The sequence below is a fragment of the Amycolatopsis sp. NPDC059027 genome (genome assembly GCF_042739735.1).
Lineage (GTDB): Bacteria > Actinomycetota > Actinomycetes > Mycobacteriales > Pseudonocardiaceae > Amycolatopsis.
In genome coordinates this window covers 24,731-44,058 of the sequence record NZ_JBHYIK010000008.1, presented here as the reverse complement: position 1 = coordinate 44,058, position 19,328 = coordinate 24,731, and the positions used below count along the sequence as shown (strand labels likewise).

Sequence of the window (19,328 nt, the reverse complement as noted above, 5' to 3'; positions counted from 1 at the left end):
GCCTTCGGTGCGCTCGATGCACCGAAGGCGTCCTTCAGCGCGGTCAATGCACTGAAAGCGTCCTTCAGCGCCCGGCCCGGCGCACTCGCCACAGCCAGGCGGTCAGCCCGACGGCCGCGACGGTGCAGCCGGTGAGCCAGGCGAAGGCCGTCCGGAACGCCGTCGCGGGGCCGTCGGGCAGCGCCTTGGCCAGCACCACCGCGAACAAGGCCGTCCCGACCGCGCCGCCGACGCGCATGACGATGTTGATCTGGGCCGTGACGTCGGGCAGCTGGGCGCGGGTCACCGCGGCGAAGGCGACCGTGCCGACCGGCATCATCAGGAACGCCGACGCCATTCCCCGCAGCACCAGCAGAACCTGGACGAACACCCCGTCGACCGGCAGGTCCGCCACCGCGAACGGCACCGTGACCGCGAGCATGGCCACACTCCCCCACAGCGCCACGAGGCCGCCGCCGTACCGGTCGGTGAGCCGCCCGGCGAACGGCAGCGCGATCGCCGCCCCGGCGCCGAGGCCGATCATCAGCAGCCCGGTGGTGACGACGTCGCTGCCGCCCAGCAACTGGAAGTACAGCGGCAGCAGGAACATCCCGCCGAACATCGCGGGCCCGGTGAAGAAGGTCGTCGCCGCGGCGACCGCGAACGCCCGGTTCCGGAACAGGCCGAGATCGAGCAACGGGTGCTCACGACGCCGGGTGCGCACGCAGAACGCCACGAGCAGGACGATCCCGGCCAGGGTGGGAACGGCCACGCGGGGCGCCACGAGCGTCCCGGTCTCACCCCACGCCGTAGCCGCGTAGATCACCGCGGGAATCCCGGTGCCGACCAGCAGGTAGCCGACGCCGTCCGGCCGATGCGCGGTCCCGCGCTCGCCCCGCGGTACGTACCGCAGGCCGAGCAGGATCCCGGCCAGTCCGATCGGGAGGTTGATCAGGAACAGCCACGGCCAGCTCAGCGAGTGCAGGATCAGGCCACCGGCGAGCGGGCCGATCGCCGGGCCGAGGCTCACGACAATGCCGAGCGTGGCCATCACCCTGCCCAGCCGCGCCGGTCCGGCGACCTCGCCGAGCACCGTCTGGCCCGCCGGGACCATCAGCCCGGCCGCGAGTCCCTGCAGTACCCGCAACGCGATGAGCCAGCCGACGTTCCCGGCGAGCGCGCACAGTCCCGACGCGACGGTGAACGCGCCCAGCGAGAGCAGCCACAGCCGTCCGGCCCCAAACCGCCGGGTGAGCCAGCCGCACACCGGCAGCGACACCGCGAGCGCGATGAGGTAGGCGGTGAACACCCACTGGACCTCGCCGAGCCCGGTGCCGAGATCGCGGACGAGCGTGTCGACGCCGACGTTGACCACGGTGGTGTCGAGCATGCCGGCGAAGGCGCCGAACACGATCACCCAGCAGACCCGCCACAGCTGGGGCGTCATCGCCGGTGTTTCTTCCGCCGTCACGACCACGGCGTTCTCCTTCCCCCTTGGTGTTTTCCGCCGCCGACGCTAAAACTTCAAGTACCCTTCAAGTCAAACCCCGGCCGCGAGAGGAGCCCGGATGCCCGAGGAGATCCGCGAACCGTGGGGTGCCTGGGACCCGGCGAGCCCGGCCGAGGCCGCGGACCTGTTCCGCGCGAGCGGTGTCCTGTGGTGGATCGCGGGCGGCTACGCGCTCGAACTGTTCGCCGGACGACGGCTGCGCGAACACGCCGATCTCGACGTGCTCCTGCTGCGCCGCGACCAGCTCGCCGTCCAGGCCGCGCTCGACGGCTGGCAGTGGTGGGCGGCCGATCCGCCCGGCGTGCTGCGCCCGTGGCGGCCGGGCGAGATCCTGCCCGCGGCCGTGCACGACGTCTGGTGCCGCCCCACCTCCACGAGTCCCTGGCGGCTCCAGATCATGTTCGACGAAAACGACGGTGACGACTGGGTTTCGCGGCGAAATCCCCTGCTACGCCGCCGAATCGGTGAGATCGGACTACTCGGAACCGACAGCGTGCCCTACCTGGTGCCGGAGATTCAACTCCTTTACAAGGCCGCGCACCCGCGTCCCAAGGACGAGACGGATTTCGCCGCCGTACTCCCGCTGCTCGACGACGTCCGCCGCCGCTGGCTCGACCAGGCCATTGCGACGACCTACGGCAAGACGCACCTGTGGCGGTCAGCTCTTCGCACCGCTCACCGGGGCGGTCGCGACGGCCTCGCCGCCGAACCGGATCCCCTTGGCCTCCTTGCCGAACGCGGTCAGGACCACCACCAGCAGCAGTGTGGGCACGACCGTCCACAGTAGAGCGGCGGAATAGCCCTGCGACTCGGCGATGGCCTGCTGGATCGGCAGGTTCAGCGCGGCGAGCAGGTTGCCCAGCTGGTACGTGACACCGGGATAGAATCCGCGGATCGCGTCCGGGGACATCTCGGTCAGATGGGCCGGGATCACGCCCCACGCGCCCTGGACCATGATCTGCATCAGGAACGAGCCGAGCGCGAGCATCCCGGCGCCGTGGTCGAACGCGAAGATCGGCACGATCGGCAGCGCCAGCAGCGAGGTGAGCACGATGGTGCGGCGCCTGCCGAGTCGTTCGGACAGCGCGCCGAACGTCACCCCGCCGATGATCGCGCCGATGTTGTACAGCACCGCGATCCACGTGCTGGTGGACGCGGCCAGCCCGGCACCGCCGTGTTCGTGTGCCTTGAGGAAGCTCGGGTAGACGTCCTGCGTACCGTGGCTCATCCAGTTGAACGCCGTCATCAGCAGGATGAGGTAGAAGAACCGGCGGATCACCTTCGGGTCGAGCAGGACGTCCTTCACCGACGTCCGCGTCACGCGCAGTTTCTCCCGCGTGGCCTCCCACACCTCCGATTCCCGCACCCGCGCCCGGATCAGCAGGCTGATCAGCGCGGGCAGGATGCTCAGCACGAAGATCCACCGCCAGTGCAGGTCCAGCGCCGAGTGGAACAGCAGATAGGCCAGCGCGGCCAGCAGATAGCCGAAGGAGTAGCCCACCTGGAGCAGTCCCGAGAAGAACCCGCGCCGCGCCACCGGGATCTTCTCCATCGCCAGCGCCGCGCCGAGCCCCCATTCCCCGCCCATGCCGACGCCGTAGACGAACCGCAGGAGCAGCAGCACGGTGTAGTTGGGCGCGATCGCGCACAGCACCCCGGCGACGGAGTAGAGCAGCACGTCCACGATGAGCGGGACGCGGCGGCCCACCCGATCGGCCCACAGCCCGAACAGCAGCGCCCCGACCGGCCGCATCACCAGTGTCGCGGTGGTGATGAACGCGAGCTGGGTCGCGCTCGCGCCGAACGAACGGTCCTTCGCGATGTCGGCCAGCACGAACACGACCAGGAAGTAGTCGAAGGAATCCATGCTCCAGCCGAGCAACGCGGCGAGGAAGGAGTTGCGCTGGTCCGGGGTCAACGGCCGCCGGGACGTCTCCGTCTTCGCCACGCCAGGCCCCCGTTCGCCGCCGGTTTCCCCCTGGCCTGGTCTACACCCGGTGCGAGCCGGGGGCAAGATCTTGCCCCCGACCGGAAATACCGGTAGGACAAGGCAAATCCGTCACAACGGGACGCGCGTGCGTACTCGCCTGCCGACGTCACGCGCCCATTCGCGGATGCGGTCCCAGTCCCGGAAGTCCCCGGCCCGGCGGCCGGAGGCGAACAACCGCGCCACCACACCCCGTGCCCGGCCGGGGTCGAGCCGGCCGCCGAACGTCGCCGTGCGCTCGGCGTCGATCCGCGCGGCGAGCAGCGCCACACGCGCGGGCAGGCTGACCCGGACGGTGCTCGCGCCGGGACCGCACGGCCCGCTGTGGAACAGCCACACCGGGCGCCGGGTGAGCGCCTCGACGTTGTTCTCCAGCAGCCGCACCGCCTCGGGACGCCAGCGGTGGAAGTACAGCGCGCTACCGAGCACGACCGCGGCGTACTCCTCCACTCCGGTGACGTCTGCGGCGTCCCGCACCCGCGCGTCGAGGCCGTGCTCGCGCAGCACGGCGGCGATCACCTCGGCGATTTCCCGGGTGCCGCCGGTCTTGCCGGCGTAGGCGACGAGGACCGCGGTCATACTCACAGTGTCCCTCGTGTGGTGCCTCGGCGCGTGACCCACACGAGTCAATCCGCCGATCGGACGCCCAGTTTCAGCCGGGCGGGACGAACGCGGGGCGCTGTGCCGGATCCGGTTCGTCGTAGTACCGGTGGAACACGGCGGTCTGGCCGCCGGACAACGGCGGGACGATCCAGCTCCAGTCGGCCCGGCAGCGGCGGCCCGCGCGTTCCTCCCGTGCCAGGTGGTCGAGGAACCGCCGCGACTCGGTGTGGTGGTCGGCGACGGTGACCCCGGCCGCGTCGAACGAGTGCTGGACCGCCAGGGTCAGTTCCACCAGTGCCCTGTCCCGCCACAGCGTGCGCTCCGACGCGGTGGACAGGCCCATCAGCTCCGCGATCACGGGCAAGAGGTCGTAGCGGCAGGCGTCGGCGAGGTTGCGCGCGCCGACCTCGGTGCCCAGGTACCAGCCGTTGAACGGGGCGGCCGGGTAGCGGACGCCGCCGATCACCAGCGGCATGTCGCTGATCGCGGGCACCGCGTGCCAGCGCAGGCCCAGGCCCGCGAACCACGCGTGGTCGGGATGGCTCAACGGCACCTCCAGCACCGCGTCCCGCGGCAGGGTGAACAGCCGCGGTTCGCCGGGTACCGACTCGACGAGCAGCGGCAGGACGTCGAACGCGCTCCGGCGCCGGGGCGGACGCCAGCCGAGCGAGCGGACCCGCTCGGTGAACGTCGCGTAGCGCGGGTCGCCGAGCACCGAGCCGTCGTCGAGTTCGTACCCGGCGTAGCGGATCAGCTGCTCGTTGCAGATTCGCGGGCCCGGCGCCGCCGGGGTGTCGGGGGCGAACACGGTCACGGTGGGCCGGATCCGCCCGCCGCGGGTGGCCTCGCGCAGGTGGAGTGCGCATTCCCGGGCGATCGCGGCGGTGCCGGAGACGTCTCGCCGGTCCCGGAGCCGCAGCCCGCGCCAGTACAGCCTGCCGATGCAGCGGGCCGCGTTGCGCCAGGCGACCCTGGCGCCGAAGGTCAGCTCGGCCGTGGTGTGCCGATAGGTCCCGGTCCGCTCGATCTCGGCGCGGATCCGGGCCAGCCGGCGCGCCGGCCGCTCGCCGGAGTACAGGCCCTCGGCGTGGCACTGCCGGACGAATTCCTCCGCCTCGGCGAATTCCACAGCGCGTTCGCCGTTTTTCCCCGGCCGGGCGATCGCCCGCTCGGTTGTCACCCGCATGGACGCCGTCGTCGTCACACCCGACCACTCTCCGATTCCGAGAACCCTTGGCACGCTGGGGAAATCCGGCCAGACGGCGAAGAGTACCCGCGAGCGCCGGCAACGGCACTCCGCCGAACGCGGTCACCACGAATTGTCGTTGAGCCGAATACAGCCCGGCGAAAAACAATCACTTTTCCGCGCCGGAAGGCGGTGATTCCCCGTTCGTGATCCGGTTCACCTTTCCGGTGGCACCCGGCGGGCCGCGAGCAGCCGATGGCCGTCCGCGACTAAAGTCGCCGCCACGGTGACGGCGACGCGAAAGGACGGCCGGTGAGTACACAGCGGATCCCCGTGGTCCTCGTCGCCGGTTTTCTCGGCGCGGGCAAGACGACCCTGCTCAACCATCTGCTCGCCAACCGCCAGGGCGTGCGGATCGGCGTCGTGGTCAACGACTTCGGCAGCGTCAACGTCGACGCGCTCGCGGTCGCCGGTCAGGTCGACACCATGGTCTCGCTCGGCAACGGCTGCCTGTGCTGCGCCGTCGACGCGAGCGGGCTCGACGCGATGCTCGGGCGGCTTTCCGGCGCCGAGGCCGGGATCGACGTCATCGTGGTGGAGGCCAGCGGGATCGCCGAGCCACGCGACCTGATCCGGCTGATGATCGCCAGCGAGAACCCCGGCATCCGCTACGGCGGGCTGGTCGAGGTCGTGGACGCCGCCGAGTTCGGGGCCGCCCGCGAACGGCATCCCGAGCTCGCCGACCACCTGCGCGTCGCCGATCTGGTGGTGCTCAACAAGGCCGACCGCGTCGGCGCCGGCGATCTCGCCAAGGTGACCGGCACCGTCGAGGAGCTGGCGCCGCGGATCCCGGTCCTGACCACCTCGCACGGGCGCGTCGACCCGACCTTGTTCTTCGACCCCGAACCCCGCGAACGCGCCGGGCAGCTGTCGTTCGACGACCTGCGCGCGATGGACGCGCACTCGCACGGCGACGATCATTCCGAGCACCTGCACGCGGCGTACCAGAGTGTCACGTTCACCAGCGGCCAACCGTTGGCGCCGCGGAAGTTCATCGAGTTCCTGGAACGGCGGCCCGCCGGGATCTACCGGATCAAGGGCCACCTCGACTTCGGGCCGAACGGCGCCCGCTCGCGGTTCGGCTTGCACACCGTCGGCGCTTTCGTGCGGTTCGACCGCTCGGGCTGGCCCGCGGATCGCCCGCGCCGCACCGAACTCGTGCTCATCGGGTCCGGAATGGACACCGAGACCGTCCACTCCGCACTCGCCGATTGCCGGGCCGAGGACGCGGACACCGTCGACGAGCGCGGCATGCTGCACGTCCTGCGCTACGTCGAAGAACCCTCCTGAGTCGTCAAGCCTGACACGCCGAAGCGGGGCAAACGCGCGGAAATCCGGAGTCCACGACGGACACTGGGACGCGGCGAACGACGTACGAGTCGAACCAGCCTCCCCGGAGGAGTTCCATGGCGAGTACCCGAACCCCGCTCACCGGCACGCCGCGCTGGTACCTCGTCGGCGCGCTGCCCGACGAGCACCCGGTCGCGCACCTGATGACCAGGTCCGAGGACCTGCGCTACCGGCGCTCGGCCTGCGGCGACCGCGAATCCCGCAGCTGGACGCCGGTGGACCTCACCGAGTCCGACGTGGCCCCGTGCCCCGCCTGCGTATCGACCCTGCCCGCTCCCCCGGCGTGCACGCGCGGGCAGGCCGGGCAGCTCTCGTTCGATCTGCCACTCGGCTAAGGGCTCACGAGTCCTTCTTCGCACGGCTCGGCGCCACGCGCGGCGGTTCGTTGGGCTGCTTGGGATACACCGGCGGCCACGGCGCGTCCATCAGCCCGTCGGCCATGTCCTTGCGTGACATCTCGAGCAGCGGTTCGATCGACTGTGGACGGTCACCGGCACCGGCCCAGGGATCGCCGCGCCCGGCCACCCGCGCGGGCACCGTGCTCAGCGTCAGCTCGTTCGGCTCGACGGTGTCCAGCTCGTCCCAGCCGATCGGCGTCGACACCTGCCCGCCGGCCCTCGGCCGCACGCACCACGCGCCGAAGACCGTCTTGTGCGGCGCGTTCTGGTTGAAGTCGACGAACACCCGCGCGCCGCGCTCCTCCTTCCACCACTGGGCGGTGATCCGCTCCGGATGGCGGCGCTCCAGCGCGCGGGCGAGCGCGACGGCGGCGGCGCGCACTTCATAGCTGTCCCACCGGGATTCGAGCATGACGTAGAGGTGCAGACCACGCGAACCCGACGTCTTGATCCGCGCCTCGATCCCCAGCTCGTCGAGGAACTCCCTGGTCAGCCCGGCCGCCTCGCGCAGCTGCTCGAAACCGATGCCCGGCGACGGGTCGAGGTCGACACGCAGTTCGTCGGTCACCTCCGGCGTGCTCGCGTGGAACGGCCATACGTGGAAACCGAGGCAGCCCAGGTTGACCGCCCAGAGGATGTGCGCCAGATCCTTCGCGACCAGCGCGTCGCTCGTCGTGCCGTTCGGCGTCGAGACGACCGTGGTGCTCAGCCAGGACGGCGCGCCCTTGGGCACGCGCTTCTGGAACCAGTTCTTGCCGCCCGCGCCGTCCGGATAGCGCTCCAGCAGCAGCGGGCGATCGCGGAGCCGATCCAGCAGCGGGCCCGCGACGGCCTGGTAGTAGCGGACGAGATCCAGCTTCGTCTCGCCGCGCTGCGGAAAATACACCTTGTCCGGACTGGTGATCTTCACCTCGACGCCGTCGACGTCGAGCATCAACGCGTCACTCATCGCGGGCCTCCCCGAACAGTTTCGCCAGCTCGGCGGGTGGCGCCTCGTCCAGCTGGGCGTAGGTACACGACGCGGGTTCACGGTCCGGCCGGAACCGGACCAGCCGCCCGCCGTGCCGGAACCGGCCGCCCTGCAGGTGTTCGTAGCGCACCTCGGCCACCCATTCGGGCCGCAGCGGTTCCCAGGACAGGTCCTTCTGCGGGGCCCAGCGGCTCATCGCGCCGGGTTTGCGGCCCGGATCCGGCTCGTATTCGGCCCACGTCCGCCAGGGATGCCCTTCGAGGGCGTTCTCCCGCAACGGTTTCAGCTCGTCGACCAGCTCGCGGCGCCGCGCCGCGGTGAAACTGCTGGCGACGCCGACGTGGTGCAGTGTGCCCGCGTCGTCGAACAGGCCCAGCAGCAGCGAGCCGACGCTCTCGCCGTCCTTGTGCCAGCGGAATCCGGCCACCACGCAGTCCGCGGTGCGTTCGTGCTTGACCTTCCACATGACCCGTTTGTCCTGCTCGTACGGCAGATCGGCCGGCTTGGCCATCACGCCGTCGAACCCCGCGCCCTCGAAACGGGTGAACCAGTCCTGCGCGAGATCGGCGTCGTCGGTGAGCGGGGTCAGGTGGACCCGCTGGAGTTCGCCGTCCGGATCGTGGGCGAGGACGCCTTCCAGCGCGCGGCGGCGTTCGCGGAACGGCTCCGCGGTCAGGTCCCGGTCCCCGAGCGCCAGCAGGTCGAACGCGATGAAACTCGCCGGTGTCTCCGCCGCCAGCTTCCGCACCCGCGACGCGGCCGGATGCAACCGCAGCTGCAACGCCTCGAAGTCCAGCCCGCCCGGCGTCACCACGACGACCTCGCCGTCGACGACGCAGCGAGGCGGGAGCGCCGCGGCCAGCAGCTCCACCAGCTCCGGGAAGTACCGCGTGAGCGGCCGGTCGTTGCGGGACCCCAGCTCGATCTCGTCGCCGTCGCGGAACACGACGCAGCGGAAACCGTCCCATTTGGGCTCGTAGCTGAGCCCGGCCGCACGCGGCACCTCGTGCACGGCCTTGGCCAGCATCGGCCGCACCGGCGGCATGACGGGCAGATCCACGCCCCGATCGTAAGCCGCCGCACGCCCCTGCGCTGGGACTTCCGCTCCGGGCCGTGCTCACCTCCGGCGCCGCTCCGGCCGTGAAGGCCTCCTTACCGGCACTCAGCGCCGGTAAGGAGGCCTTCACGGCGTAGGTTGCACACTCGGGGCGGCCGTGGTGTGACAAGGGCGTCCCGCGGCACCTCCGGCTCGCGGCCCCACGTCGCGAACGCTCCGTTCGGGACACGCTGAAGGAATGAACGGAAGATTCAGGACACCCTGAGGCCCCCTACCCAACACAGTACGGACGGGGACCGACGGAAACCGGCCAGCCCGCTCCGCGGCACCCGAGCCGCCCCGCGACACCCCGGCCCCGGACACACCCGAGGACCCACCGGGCACGCAGCCATCCCGGTCACGTACTCCAGGGGACGTGCCGTTAAGGACTCCTTACGGGCGTCTGACGCCCGTGAGGTGGCCTTGACGGCATCCGGGGCGGGGAGGGCTCAGAGGTCGGCGAGGACTAGGCCGCTGCGGGGTTTCGGGGTGAAGTAGGTGGCCTTGCGGGGCATCCGGCGGTTGGCGGCGTGCACGGCGAGGACGTCGGCGAAGGGCACCGGGGCCAGCAACAGCACGACGTCGGCGTCCGGCGGGGCCGGACGTCCCGCGGGCAGCGGCCGGACCGACGGGCCGTCCGGGTCCACACCCAGTGCCTCGCGGAGCAGCACCCGCTCGACGACGTCGTGGTCGATCACCGGCCCCGGCCCGTCCGGCACCGGCAGCGTCACCCGCACCGCCGTCTCCCCCGCGACCGCCACCACCGCGCCGGGGCACGAAGGCGCGGCCCCGTCCGACGGGCGGACGTCGAGACCGGCCGCACGCCACCGCGCGGACAGCGCCGCCACGTCGAGACCGGTGCCGGCGAGCACCCGGTGGATCGCGCCGATCTCCAGCCGCGGCCCGGCGGTCACCAGCGCGAGCAACGCGCCCCGGCCGGCGTCCCTGGCCGCGGCGACGCGGTGGTTACCGTCCGCCACCAGCAGTTCCCCGGCCGCGATCGAGGCCAGCAGGTACTCCTGCACCGCGCCGCCGGGCACCACCCACAGCTCGTGCCGCCGACCCGCCTGGTCCGAAGTGGACAGACGAGGCGAGCCGAGCGACTCGCACGCCCACTCCACCCGCGCCGTCAGCTCGGCGCCGTCCGACGCCGGGACCAGCATCGCCGCGCTGGTCGCGCAGCCGAGCCCGGCAAGCATCGCGGCGCGTTCCGCCACGACCTCGGGGTAGACCTCCTCGGTGTGCCGGACCCTCGCCAGCCCGTCCGCGCCCACCTCCGCCGGATCCACCAGGCACAGCACCCCCGCCGCGGCCCCGTCCGGCCCCTCGATCCGGTACAGCGCCACGAAATCGGACATCGGCACGTAGTGCTCGGCGATCAGCCGTTTCAGCGCCGCCCGCGCCGCGGGAAGGGCCTCCGCCACGGTGTGGCCGTGCGCCAGCGCGGCCGGGGTCCGCGCCGGGTGCTGGACCGCCAGCAGCGTGTCCCCCGCCGCGTCCGGCCCGGCGAGCGCGGCGACCACCCGGTCCGGTTCGGCGAACTCGTCGACGTCCGGACCGGGCACCCCGTCCCGCACGACCCAGCCCCGCCCGATCGCCCGCACCCAAGTACGCATCCCTCCATCTTGACCGGAAGGCCGCCGATGAAGCCGATAAATCAGTGCCGCCAACCGGGTGTCTCGTGGAATGCTTGCTTAGCCAAAGTAGTTAGTCCAGCCATGGCCCCGAGGAGCACATCGCCGATGACCACCGAGGCACCAGCCACACGGAAAGCGGTCGGTCTCCGTTCGGAGCGTGGCCCCGTCCTCGCCTCCGTCATGCTGAGCACCGGCCTCGTCGCGCTGGACAGCACCATCATCGCCACCGCGGTCCCGTCCGTGGTCAGCGACCTCGGCGGGTTCTCCCAGTTCCCCTGGCTGTTCTCGATCTACCTGCTCACCCAGGCCGTCACCGTCCCGCTCTACGGCAAGTTCGCCGATGTGCTGGGCCGCCGCCCGGTGATGTTCTTCGGCATCGCGACGTTCCTGCTCGGCTCCGTGCTGTGCGGCGCCGCGTGGAGCATGCCGGTGCTCATCGCCGCCCGCGCGGTGCAGGGCATCGGCGCCGGCGCGGTCCAGCCGATGAGCATGACCATCGTCGGCGACCTCTACACCGTCGAGGAACGCGCCAGGGTTCAGGGTTACGTGGCCGGCGTCTGGGCGGTCGCCTCCGTGGTCGGGCCGACGCTGGGCGGGGTGTTCGCCGAGTACCTCGACTGGCGCTGGATCTTCTTCATCAACCTGCCGCTCGGCGCCGCCGCGGCGTGGATGCTGTACCGGAACTTCACCGAAAAGGTGGAACGCCGTGAGCGCCGCATCGACTACCCCGGGGCCGCGCTGCTGACCGCCGCCTGCTCCCTGATCATCCTCGGCCTGCTCGAAGGCGGCGTCGCGTGGGGCTGGGCCTCGGTCCCGAGCCTGGCGATCTTCGGCGCCGGGATGGTCCTGCTCGTCGTGTTCGTCCTGGTCGAACGCCGCGCCGCCGAACCCGTGCTGCCGCTGTGGGTGTTCACCCGCCGCACCCTCGTCGGCGGCAACCTCGTCGCCGTGGTCGTCGGCGCGCTCATGATGGGGCTCAGCTCGTACCTGCCGACCTACGCCGAGGGCGTGCTCGGCAAGGGCGCGCTCGTCGCCGGATTCGCGCTCGCCGCGCTCACCATCGGCTGGCCGATCGCCGCGTCGCTGTCCGGCCGGATCTACATGCGCATCGGCTTCCGCGACACCGCGCTGATCGGCAGCGTCTTCGTCATCGCCGGCGTGGTCTCGACGACGTTCCTCGACGCGGATTCGTCGATCTGGCAGGCCGCGGCCGCCGCGTTCGTGCTCGGCATCGGGCTCGGCCTCTGCTCGAGCCCGACCGTCGTCGCCGTGCAGTCCACCGTCGGCTGGGACCGCCGCGGCGTGGTGACCGCGACGAACATGTTCAGCCGCTCGCTGGGCAGCGCGGTCGGCGCGGCGGTGTTCGGCGCCATCGCCAACGCCACCCTCGCCGCCCGCTTCGCCCATCCGCCCGCCGACGTCGCCGGGCACCTGCCGTCCAGTGTGGACGCCACGAGCCTGGTGCTGGGCGGCCACGCCGGGAACTCCCCCGCCGCCGGATACGTCCGCGGCGCGCTCGCCGACGCGACCCACCACGTGTTCCTCGCGCTCGTCGCCGTCGGCGCGCTGATCGTGGTCGCGCTGCTGCTGATGCCGCGGCACACCCGGCAACTGACATTCGACGGCGTGAACTGACCCGGCGCGCTAGTTCTGCAACGGCGCCAACTCGGTCAGGAAGTCGTCGAGGAAGTACCGGTAGTCGCCGCCGTACCCGGGCCGGATGACGAACTTCGTGATCCCCGCTTCGATGTGCCGCTCGATCAGCCGCCGTGCGTCGGCGAAACTCGCCGGCACCAGCTCCGCCGGATCGACGCCGGGACGGCGGCGCGCGGCCACCTCGGTCAGCTCGTCCGGCCTGCCTTTGGCCGCCACGACCATGCTGAGCCCGAAGTGGTCCTCCTCGATCTCCCGGCCCGCTTCCGCGGCGGCCTTCTGGATAGCCAGGCGCGCGGCGAGTGCCTGCTCCGGGGTGTGGAAACTGCCCAGCCACCCGTCGGCGAGCCTGCCCGCGCGCCGCAGCGCCGCGGGCGCGGTGCCACCGAGCCACACATCCAGCCGTTTGGCGGGACGCGGCCCCAGCCGGACGCCGTCGACCTGGAAGAACTCCCCCGAGAACGTCACCTCGTCCTGCTCCAGCAACGCGCGGAGCAACGTCAGCGATTCGTCGAACACCGCCGCGCGGCGTCCGGCGGGCACCGGGAAGAGGTCGTGCTCGGCCGGTCGCGCCGGGCGCAGCCCGAACACCGGCAGTACCCGCTTCGGCGCCAGCCCGGCCAGCGTGAGCAACTGCTTCGCGACCAGGACGGGATGACGGCCGGGCAGGATCGCGACGCCGGTGCCGACCTTGAGCCTGCTGGTTCGGGCCAGCGCGTGGGTCATCCCGATCAGTGGATCGACCTCGGGCGAATAGATCAGCTCGGACAGCCAGAGCGAATCGACCCCGGCCTCCTCCAGCACTTCCGCCAGCCCGGCGAACCCGTCCGGTCCGGTCCCCGCCGCGGGCGCGACCCCCAGCCTGATCTTCAGCTCCGCCACGTCGCAGGCTCCTCTCGCGGAGCCGCGCCCCTCGCGGCCCCCGCAGGGTGCAACGCGCCACGCCGGACGGAATTCCGCACCCGTCTTCGGCACAATGGGCGAGACGGCTCAGGACAGGGGGACGAAGATGACGGCTGTCGCCGACAGCGCGAAGTGGCTGCGCCGGTACCTGCCCGCACCGGAGGCCGGGACACGCCTGGTGTGCTTCCCGCACGCCGGTGGGGTGGCGCGGTTCTACCGGGGCATGGCGACTGCGCTGGCGCCCGCGGCCGAGGTCCTCGCGGTGCAGTATCCCGGCAGGCAGGACCGGTTCGCCGAACCGCTGATCCCGGACGTGCGGGGCATGGCGGAGCGCATCGCCGACGTCCTCGTCGCCGAACTCGGCGAACCGCCCGCGCTGTTCGGCCACAGCATGGGCGCGAGCGTCGCGTTCGAGACGGCGCGGCTGCTCGAAAAGCGCGGGCTCGGGGTGGTGGCGCTGTTCGTGTCCGGCAGGCGCGCGCCGCGTCTTCCGTTGAGCGGGCGGTCGTTCGACAACGACGAGGACCTCATCGCGGCGGCGAAGGCGCTCGGCGGCCCCGACCCCGAGGTGCTCGACCACCCCGAGATCCTGCAACTCGTGCTGCCCGCGTTGCGCAACGACTGGCACGCCGCGATGACGTACGTCTACCAGGAAGGGCCCGACCTCAGCTGCCCGGTCGTCGCGCTGACCGGCGACGCCGACCCGCACGTCGACGTCGGTCTCCTCGACCGCTGGGGCGAGCACACGACCGGGCCGTTCACCCGGCACGTCTACCCGGGCGACCACTTCTACCTCACCGCGCACGAGGCCACGGTGTGCGGCGTGGTCACCTCGACCCTCGGGTCGCTCGCGCGGTAGCTCAGGCGGTCGCGTCGATGACGCGGGTGAGCACGGCGTGCAGCGCCTCCAGCTCACCGACCTCCATACCGAGCGTTTTGACCACGCGGTAAGGGATCTTCTCCGCCTCCTTGCGGAGTGCGCGCCCCTTCGCGGTGAGCTCGACGGTCAGCTGCCGCTCGTCGGAACGGCTCCGGCCCCGTGTGACGTACCCGATCGCCTCCAGCCGCTTCAACAGCGGCGACAGCGTCGCCGGTTCGGCCCGCAACGTCGTGCCCAGCTCCTTGACCGAACGCGGCTCGCGCTCCCACAGCGCGAGCATCACCAGGTACTGCGGGTGGGTCAGGCCGTAGGGCTCCAGCAGCGGCCGGTAGACGGCGATGACGCTGCGCGACGCCACCGACAGCGCGAAACACACCTGCCGGTCCAGCTTCAGCGGGTCCTCACCCAGGTCGATGTCCGCCACCACGTACCTCTCGGTCCTCGTCATCAGTGCTGCGGCCCCACCCTACCGTGGTTCTGGCGACACTAATGATTAGTGTGCTAACTATTAGCGTATTATCAAACCGTAGCGAGAGGAGGATCCCGATGGATCGGCCACGACCGGGTGTGTTCCGCTGGTTCTGGTACGCGGTGGGCGGCCGCCTGCCCGAGCGGTACGCGCCCTGGGTGCTGCACGACATCACCGGCCCGCGCTGGAAGACGCGCCACGTGGCCCGCAGCACCGTCGGGATCGCCCCGTTGTGCCTGGTGTGGCTCCTGCTGCCGGGTTCGCTCACCCTCCGGCTCTCGCTGGTGCTGATGGCCGCGCTCGTCGCGTACTTCTATTCCTGCGCCTACATGGAGGAAAGCGCCGAGCACCGGCTCACCAAGCACGGCTTCCCGCACGGCACCGGGCGACGGCGGCGGGCGGAACTCGCCGAGGCCGCCGACGCCGAGGCGAAGGCCCGCTACGTCGCCCGCTACCGGCAGGGCTGATCACGCGCCCGGTTATCCTCGTCCCACGATGAGACGTAAGCTCCGCCCGCCGCTGCCGCCCCGCCACGGGCTGGACCCGGCTCGGCTCAAACTGCCCGACGAGGGCCCGTGGCGGACGCTGCTGGAGCATCTCGTCGAACGGCTGCCCCGGCTCGAACCGGACCGCATCGAACAGATGCTGCGCGAGGAACGGATCTTCGGCCAGGACGGGCCGCTCGGTGTCGACACGCCGTTCGCCCCCGGCTCGTTCATCTGGTTCCACCGCGACCTGCCCGACGAGGTGCCGGTCCCCTTCGACGTCACCGTCGTGCACCGCGACGAACATCTGCTGGTGGTCGACAAACCGCATTTCCTCGCGACCATCCCGCGCGGACGGCACGTCCTGGAGACCGCGCTCGTGCGGCTGCGCCGCGAACTCGACCTGCCCCAGTTGAGTCCCGCCCACCGGCTGGACCGGGTCACCGCGGGCCTGGTGATGTTCGTGATCACCCCGGAAACCCGCGGCGCGTACCAGACACTGTTCCGGGATCGCAAGGTACGCAAGGAATACGAGGCGATCGCACGGTACGACCCCGCGCTGCGCCTGCCGGCGACCGTGCGCAGCCGGATCGTCAAGGAGCGCGGAGTCCTTGCCGCACAAGAGATTCCGGGAGAGCCGAACGCCGAGACGTACATCGAGCTGCTGGAGCATCGCGACGGGCTCGGCCGGTACCGGCTGGCCCCCGCGACCGGCCGCACCCACCAGCTCCGGGTGCACATGAACGGTCTCGGCGTCCCGATCCTCGGCGACACGTTCTATCCGGACCTCACCGAAACTCCGCTCGACGATTTCACGCGGCCGTTGCAGCTGCTGGCGAAAACGCTCGAATTCGACGACCCGGTGAGCGGGAAACCCCGCCGCTTCACCAGCGGCCTGAAACTGCGCGCGTGGACGTCGCTGGCGGAATGGGCGGCACCGCCGTCGTGACCGGCGGCGCCGCCCGCGCTTCCCTCACTCGGCTCACTTGTGCCAGAACCTGATGTTGCTCCATTCCGCGGTGATCGGGCCCGCCCCGCTCGCCGTGCGATAGGTGCCGAACTTGTCGTAGTAGCTCCCGTCCGGGCTGTCCACGGTCTGTTTCAGCGAGCCGTTGATGTACACCTGATGGTTCTTGCCCACCTGGTTGATCGTGTTGACCCGCACGGACGTGCCGACGGTGGCGCCACTGGCGATCGTGTCCCCGCCGTGCACGGCGTAGAGCCTGCCGCCCTTTTCCACGGCCAGCATGAAATACGGGCCCGCGGTGGGGGCGTCGCGGAAGGTCTGTTTGAGACTGATCCGCGAACCGCCCATGCTGGTGATCTTGAAGTAGCCCTCGAACTGATGCGTGCCACCGGTGTAGGTCGCGTACCGGCGTTCGGCGCGCTGATCGCCACTGGTGTCCGAACAGGTCAGGGAGAACGTCGACCCGGATGCCTTGCCGCAGCCCCGTTGCTGGGTGCTGTAGGACGGCGAATCGGCGATCCAGCCGCCCCCGCCGACCTGGGCCGACGCCGCGGGGGCGCCCACCGCCAGACCACCGATCACCGCCATGAGAACCCCGCCTGCGCGAAGCCTTTTGCGCACGTGCCAACCTCCTGGACAACTCAGGGCGGCGGGTTTGTGGTCAAGGGTCCAGACCATTCACGGACGGGACCCGGGAGCAGACTGTACGAGACGCACGGCACACCGGCAAGGGGCCGGACGGCTTCTTTCGCTTAACCCCAGTGCCTTTCGCAGGCACCCGTGAGCGTGGATGTGTCCAGACGGGCCGGCGTGGCGCCGCGCCAGTACTCCCGAGCCGCCGTGCTGGCGGGTGGTCCGTGAGGCACTGTGGCCGCACGCGCCGACGGACGCCGCGGGACGCCGCAGCTGCCGGACGTGGTGGTGGGCACCGGTGTTCGTGGCCGGACTCGCGGCGCTGCAGCTGCTTCCGCTCAGCTTCCCCACACCGGCCGGTCACGCCCTGCTCGCCCCCCCGGCAGCAGGGAGGTCCTGAGCGGAAACTCGCCCGATGTCGCGAACGCTCCGTTGCCGACGATGAACGTCCCGAACGGAGCGTTCACGACACACGCCCCGGACCCACCGCATGCAGCGCCGAGTCCGCCGCTCCGCCCAACATCGCGGGAGTTTCGCCGATCGCTGGTGCGACAGGGGCACGAACAACCAGACAGGCCCAGATGCGAACACCTGTTCGATCCGTGCGCTACAGTGGGCTCATGGCACAACCGCTCCAGGCTTCGCTGTTCGACACGGCCGGGCCGATGACGCTCGGCCCGCTGACGGACCTCCGCCGCACCACGCTCGGGCGGGGCGCGTGGATCGACGTGCTGCCCGGCTGGCTCACCGGTGCCGAGCAGCTCTTCGACCGGCTGGCCGGGGACGTGCCGTGGCAGGCCGAACGGCGCCGGATGTACGACCGCGTCGTGGCGGTGCCGCGCCTGCTGTGCTTCTACGGCGAACAGGCACCGCTCCCCCACCCGATCCTGGCCGAGGCACGGGAAACGCTGTCCGAGCATTACGCAGCCGAGCTCGGCGAGCCGTTCCGCACCGCCGGGCTGTGCTACTACCGCGACGGCCGCGACAGCGTCGCCTGGCACGGGGACGACCTCGGCCGAGGCCGCACCGAGGACACCATGGTCGCGATCGTGTCGGTCGGCGCGCCGCGGCAGCTCGCGCTGCGGCCGCGCGATGGCGGCGAAACACTCCGGTACGCGCTGGGGCACGGCGATCTGATCGTGATGGGCGGCTCGTGCCAGCGCACCTGGGAACACGCCATCCCGAAGACCGCGAAGACGGCCGGGCCGCGCATCAGCGTCCAGTTCCGCCCGCGCGGCGTGCGTTAGTTGCCCAGGATCATCACCGACACGGGCGGCAGCTCGGTGGTGTGCGGGGATTTCTCGACCGCCCGCGCCGCCGCGTCCAGCACCGCCTTGTCGACGGCGCCCGTCTCCAGCTTGAGCAGGATGGTGACCTTGTCCGGCGGCCCGGCGTAGGAGGTGCGGTAGGCCGTGCCGGGGCCGGTCCGCTCGAACGCGTTCTGCCTGCCGCTCTTGAGCGCGTTCGCCGCCCGTTCCAGCGCGCTCTTGACGTTGGCGGCGACCAGTTCGGGCCGGGCCTCGCTGATCCCCTTGACCTGGATCCACTCGCCGCCCCTGATCCGCCGGTCGACGATGACCGTGCCCCCTTTCGTCTCCGTGGTGACCGCGACCGTGGTGGCTCCTTCGAACAGGTCGAACCCGGCGGCCTTGGCGGACATGGGTTCCGCGTTCGGGCGGAGGTCGGCGATCTGCTTTTCCACCACCCGCTCGCCGTGGCTGCCGATATTGCCCGCGTAGTCGGCCGGATGTTCCGGCTCGATGTGCGGAGGCAACTGGTGGCTGGGCGGGGTGTAGTCCGCCTGCGCGGGTCGCAGGGTCGGCACCGGATGTTCGGGCCGGGCGGCGTCCGGATGCGATGTCGTACGCGGGGCTGGGGCGGGCGGCGCCTCGGGTGCCGGGCGCCCGGCACCCGGAACGTGGGTCGCGGGTACTCCCGACGCCCCGCCCCGGCGTGGTGCCACCGCCGGATTCGCCGAGCCGGTGATCGGTTTCCCGGTCGGGTCCCCCATGCTGAGCAGATTGCCGAGCATCCGCCAGGCCGCCGACCGGTTCGCCTCGCGCTGGCGGCGCGTCAGTTCCGCCGGGGTGCCGCGCTCGTAGGTCGAGACGTACCCCATGTCGTCGTCCGACCAGCGGGTGATGGTCCGGCCGGCGATCTGCTGGTCCTTGGGCGTCGCGGACACCGAGGGGCCCGGCGGTTCGGGCAGCAGGCCACGGGCGCCGAGGTACTCGAACAGCCGCTCGTCGCTGACCACGAGCGGGACCCCGAGCAGTTCCCTCAGCTGGGTGCTGTCCTTGGCCACGCTCAGGAACGTCAGGACCTGGTCGTCGGTGAACCGGTCGGCGGCGGCGAACAGATCGACCGGTGCCTGTCCCCCCGGTTGCGGCGAACGCACCGGGGTCCGGGCGAAGTCCGTGCCCAGCAACGGCCCGTAGGGCTGCCGGTCGTGGGGATCCGCCTGCTCGGCGGAGCGTTTCAGCCACTCACGAACGACAGGTGGCAGGCGCGCCTTGTCCTCGGGAACCCGTCCGGCGAAGTCCATGCCGCCCTGTGTAACGA

General features: G+C 71.2%; 18 protein-coding genes and 1 pseudogene. 8 read left to right on the top strand and 11 right to left on the bottom strand.

Annotation, left to right across the window (positions count from 1 at the left end; genetic code table 11):
- Nucleotides 1-64 precede the first annotated feature (64 nt).
- Nucleotides 65-1,456: an MDR family MFS transporter gene (locus ACFWY9_RS07760; RefSeq protein WP_378331538.1), complete on the bottom strand. Its 1,392-nt coding sequence runs from the start codon at nucleotides 1,454-1,456 to the stop codon at nucleotides 65-67.
- 91 nt (nucleotides 1,457-1,547) lie between these two features.
- On the opposite strand from ACFWY9_RS07760, the pseudogene ACFWY9_RS07755 reads away from it, so the two are divergent.
- Nucleotides 1,548-1,745, top strand: a pseudogene (locus tag ACFWY9_RS07755) (nucleotidyltransferase domain-containing protein); the annotation flags it as partial.
- A gap of 402 nt (nucleotides 1,746-2,147) precedes the next feature.
- Here the strand turns inward: ACFWY9_RS07755 and ACFWY9_RS07750 are convergent.
- From ACFWY9_RS07750 to ACFWY9_RS07740, 3 genes are all read right to left on the bottom strand, one after another.
- Nucleotides 2,148-3,437, bottom strand: a complete 1,290-nt coding sequence (locus ACFWY9_RS07750) for an MFS transporter (RefSeq protein ID WP_378331537.1) — start codon at nucleotides 3,435-3,437, stop codon at nucleotides 2,148-2,150.
- A 111-nt stretch (nucleotides 3,438-3,548) separates the two neighbouring features.
- Nucleotides 3,549-4,055, bottom strand: coding sequence for a flavodoxin domain-containing protein (locus ACFWY9_RS07745; protein ID WP_378331536.1), 507 nt, complete (start codon nucleotides 4,053-4,055; stop codon nucleotides 3,549-3,551).
- A 73-nt stretch (nucleotides 4,056-4,128) separates the two neighbouring features.
- Nucleotides 4,129-5,265 carry a nitric oxide synthase oxygenase gene (locus tag ACFWY9_RS07740; protein ID WP_378331535.1) on the bottom strand — a complete coding sequence of 379 codons (1,137 nt, stop codon included), beginning with the start codon at nucleotides 5,263-5,265 and terminating at the stop codon, nucleotides 4,129-4,131.
- A gap of 312 nt (nucleotides 5,266-5,577) precedes the next feature.
- Here ACFWY9_RS07740 and ACFWY9_RS07735 point away from each other — a divergent pair, with 312 nt between their 5' ends.
- Together ACFWY9_RS07735 and ACFWY9_RS07730 are read left to right on the top strand one after the other, a co-directional pair.
- Nucleotides 5,578-6,615: a CobW family GTP-binding protein gene (locus ACFWY9_RS07735; RefSeq protein ID WP_378331534.1), complete on the top strand. Its 1,038-nt coding sequence runs from the start codon at nucleotides 5,578-5,580 to the stop codon at nucleotides 6,613-6,615.
- 116 nt (nucleotides 6,616-6,731) lie between these two features.
- Nucleotides 6,732-7,010, top strand: a complete 279-nt coding sequence (locus ACFWY9_RS07730; RefSeq protein ID WP_378331533.1) for a hypothetical protein — start codon at nucleotides 6,732-6,734, stop codon at nucleotides 7,008-7,010.
- Nucleotides 7,011-7,014: 4 nt separating this feature from the next.
- Here the strand turns inward: ACFWY9_RS07730 and ligD are convergent, their stop codons facing one another.
- From ligD to ACFWY9_RS07715, 3 genes are all read right to left on the bottom strand, one after another.
- Nucleotides 7,015-8,022, bottom strand: a complete 1,008-nt coding sequence (ligD, locus tag ACFWY9_RS07725) for a non-homologous end-joining DNA ligase (RefSeq protein WP_378338442.1) — start codon at nucleotides 8,020-8,022, stop codon at nucleotides 7,015-7,017.
- On the bottom strand, nucleotides 8,015-9,103 hold the full coding sequence (locus ACFWY9_RS07720) for an ATP-dependent DNA ligase (protein WP_378338441.1): 1,089 nt from the start codon (nucleotides 9,101-9,103) through the stop codon (nucleotides 8,015-8,017). The genes ligD and ACFWY9_RS07720 overlap by 8 nt, the downstream gene beginning before the upstream one ends.
- 485 nt (nucleotides 9,104-9,588) lie before the next feature.
- A complete protein-coding gene (locus ACFWY9_RS07715) occupies nucleotides 9,589-10,755 on the bottom strand; it encodes a DUF1015 family protein (RefSeq protein ID WP_378338440.1) in 1,167 nt (388 codons plus the stop codon).
- A gap of 126 nt (nucleotides 10,756-10,881) precedes the next feature.
- Here ACFWY9_RS07715 and ACFWY9_RS07710 point away from each other — a divergent pair, with 126 nt between their 5' ends.
- A complete protein-coding gene (locus ACFWY9_RS07710) occupies nucleotides 10,882-12,411 on the top strand; it encodes an MDR family MFS transporter (RefSeq protein ID WP_378338439.1) in 1,530 nt (509 codons plus the stop codon).
- Between the two features lie 9 nt (nucleotides 12,412-12,420).
- On the opposite strand, the gene ACFWY9_RS07705 is transcribed toward ACFWY9_RS07710, so the two are convergent.
- Nucleotides 12,421-13,302: a TIGR03854 family LLM class F420-dependent oxidoreductase gene (locus ACFWY9_RS07705; RefSeq protein WP_378338502.1), complete on the bottom strand. Its 882-nt coding sequence runs from the start codon at nucleotides 13,300-13,302 to the stop codon at nucleotides 12,421-12,423.
- Nucleotides 13,303-13,438: 136 nt separating this feature from the next.
- Here ACFWY9_RS07705 and ACFWY9_RS07700 point away from each other — a divergent pair, with 136 nt between their 5' ends.
- Nucleotides 13,439-14,191, top strand: coding sequence for a thioesterase II family protein (locus ACFWY9_RS07700; protein WP_378338438.1), 753 nt, complete (start codon nucleotides 13,439-13,441; stop codon nucleotides 14,189-14,191).
- A 1-nt stretch (nucleotide 14,192) separates the two neighbouring features.
- Here ACFWY9_RS07700 and ACFWY9_RS07695 read toward each other — a convergent pair whose 3' ends face one another.
- Nucleotides 14,193-14,660: a MarR family winged helix-turn-helix transcriptional regulator gene (locus tag ACFWY9_RS07695; RefSeq protein ID WP_378338437.1), complete on the bottom strand. Its 468-nt coding sequence runs from the start codon at nucleotides 14,658-14,660 to the stop codon at nucleotides 14,193-14,195.
- Nucleotides 14,661-14,758: 98 nt separating this feature from the next.
- Here ACFWY9_RS07695 and ACFWY9_RS07690 point away from each other — a divergent pair, with 98 nt between their 5' ends.
- Entirely contained in the window at nucleotides 14,759-15,148 is a 390-nt protein-coding gene (locus tag ACFWY9_RS07690; protein WP_378330686.1) for a DUF5313 domain-containing protein, read from the top strand.
- A gap of 28 nt (nucleotides 15,149-15,176) precedes the next feature.
- Entirely contained in the window at nucleotides 15,177-16,115 is a 939-nt protein-coding gene (locus tag ACFWY9_RS07685) for an RluA family pseudouridine synthase (protein WP_378338436.1), read from the top strand.
- A 33-nt stretch (nucleotides 16,116-16,148) separates the two neighbouring features.
- Here the strand turns inward: ACFWY9_RS07685 and ACFWY9_RS07680 are convergent, their stop codons facing one another.
- Nucleotides 16,149-16,721: a hypothetical protein gene (locus ACFWY9_RS07680; RefSeq protein WP_378338501.1), complete on the bottom strand. Its 573-nt coding sequence runs from the start codon at nucleotides 16,719-16,721 to the stop codon at nucleotides 16,149-16,151.
- 665 nt (nucleotides 16,722-17,386) lie between these two features.
- Here ACFWY9_RS07680 and ACFWY9_RS07675 point away from each other — a divergent pair.
- Complete coding sequence (locus tag ACFWY9_RS07675; RefSeq protein WP_378338435.1) at nucleotides 17,387-18,013, top strand: alpha-ketoglutarate-dependent dioxygenase AlkB family protein; 627 nt, start codon at nucleotides 17,387-17,389, stop codon at nucleotides 18,011-18,013.
- Here the strand turns inward: ACFWY9_RS07675 and ACFWY9_RS07670 are convergent.
- Nucleotides 18,010-19,311 carry a hypothetical protein gene (locus ACFWY9_RS07670; RefSeq protein ID WP_378338434.1) on the bottom strand — a complete coding sequence of 434 codons (1,302 nt, stop codon included), beginning with the start codon at nucleotides 19,309-19,311 and terminating at the stop codon, nucleotides 18,010-18,012. The genes ACFWY9_RS07675 and ACFWY9_RS07670 overlap by 4 nt on opposite strands.
- Nucleotides 19,312-19,328 lie beyond the last annotated feature (17 nt).

Coding starts and splice junctions, on each gene's coding strand:
- ACFWY9_RS07685 (WP_378338436.1), top strand. CDS start 15,177: ATGAGACGTAAGCTCCGCCCGCCGCTGCCGCCCCGCCACGGGCTGGAC.
- ACFWY9_RS07715 (WP_378338440.1), bottom strand. CDS start 10,755: ATGCGTACTTGGGTGCGGGCGATCGGGCGGGGCTGGGTCGTGCGGGAC.
- ACFWY9_RS07740 (WP_378331535.1), bottom strand. CDS start 5,265: ATGCGGGTGACAACCGAGCGGGCGATCGCCCGGCCGGGGAAAAACGGC.
- ligD (WP_378338442.1), bottom strand. CDS start 8,022: ATGAGTGACGCGTTGATGCTCGACGTCGACGGCGTCGAGGTGAAGATC.
- ACFWY9_RS07730 (WP_378331533.1), top strand. CDS start 6,732: ATGGCGAGTACCCGAACCCCGCTCACCGGCACGCCGCGCTGGTACCTC.
- ACFWY9_RS07680 (WP_378338501.1), bottom strand. CDS start 16,721: ATGGCGGTGATCGGTGGTCTGGCGGTGGGCGCCCCCGCGGCGTCGGCC.
- ACFWY9_RS07700 (WP_378338438.1), top strand. CDS start 13,439: ATGACGGCTGTCGCCGACAGCGCGAAGTGGCTGCGCCGGTACCTGCCC.
- ACFWY9_RS07710 (WP_378338439.1), top strand. CDS start 10,882: ATGACCACCGAGGCACCAGCCACACGGAAAGCGGTCGGTCTCCGTTCG.
- ACFWY9_RS07690 (WP_378330686.1), top strand. CDS start 14,759: ATGGATCGGCCACGACCGGGTGTGTTCCGCTGGTTCTGGTACGCGGTG.
- ACFWY9_RS07695 (WP_378338437.1), bottom strand. CDS start 14,660: ATGACGAGGACCGAGAGGTACGTGGTGGCGGACATCGACCTGGGTGAG.
- ACFWY9_RS07745 (WP_378331536.1), bottom strand. CDS start 4,055: ATGACCGCGGTCCTCGTCGCCTACGCCGGCAAGACCGGCGGCACCCGG.
- ACFWY9_RS07670 (WP_378338434.1), bottom strand. CDS start 19,311: ATGGACTTCGCCGGACGGGTTCCCGAGGACAAGGCGCGCCTGCCACCT.
- ACFWY9_RS07675 (WP_378338435.1), top strand. CDS start 17,387: ATGGCACAACCGCTCCAGGCTTCGCTGTTCGACACGGCCGGGCCGATG.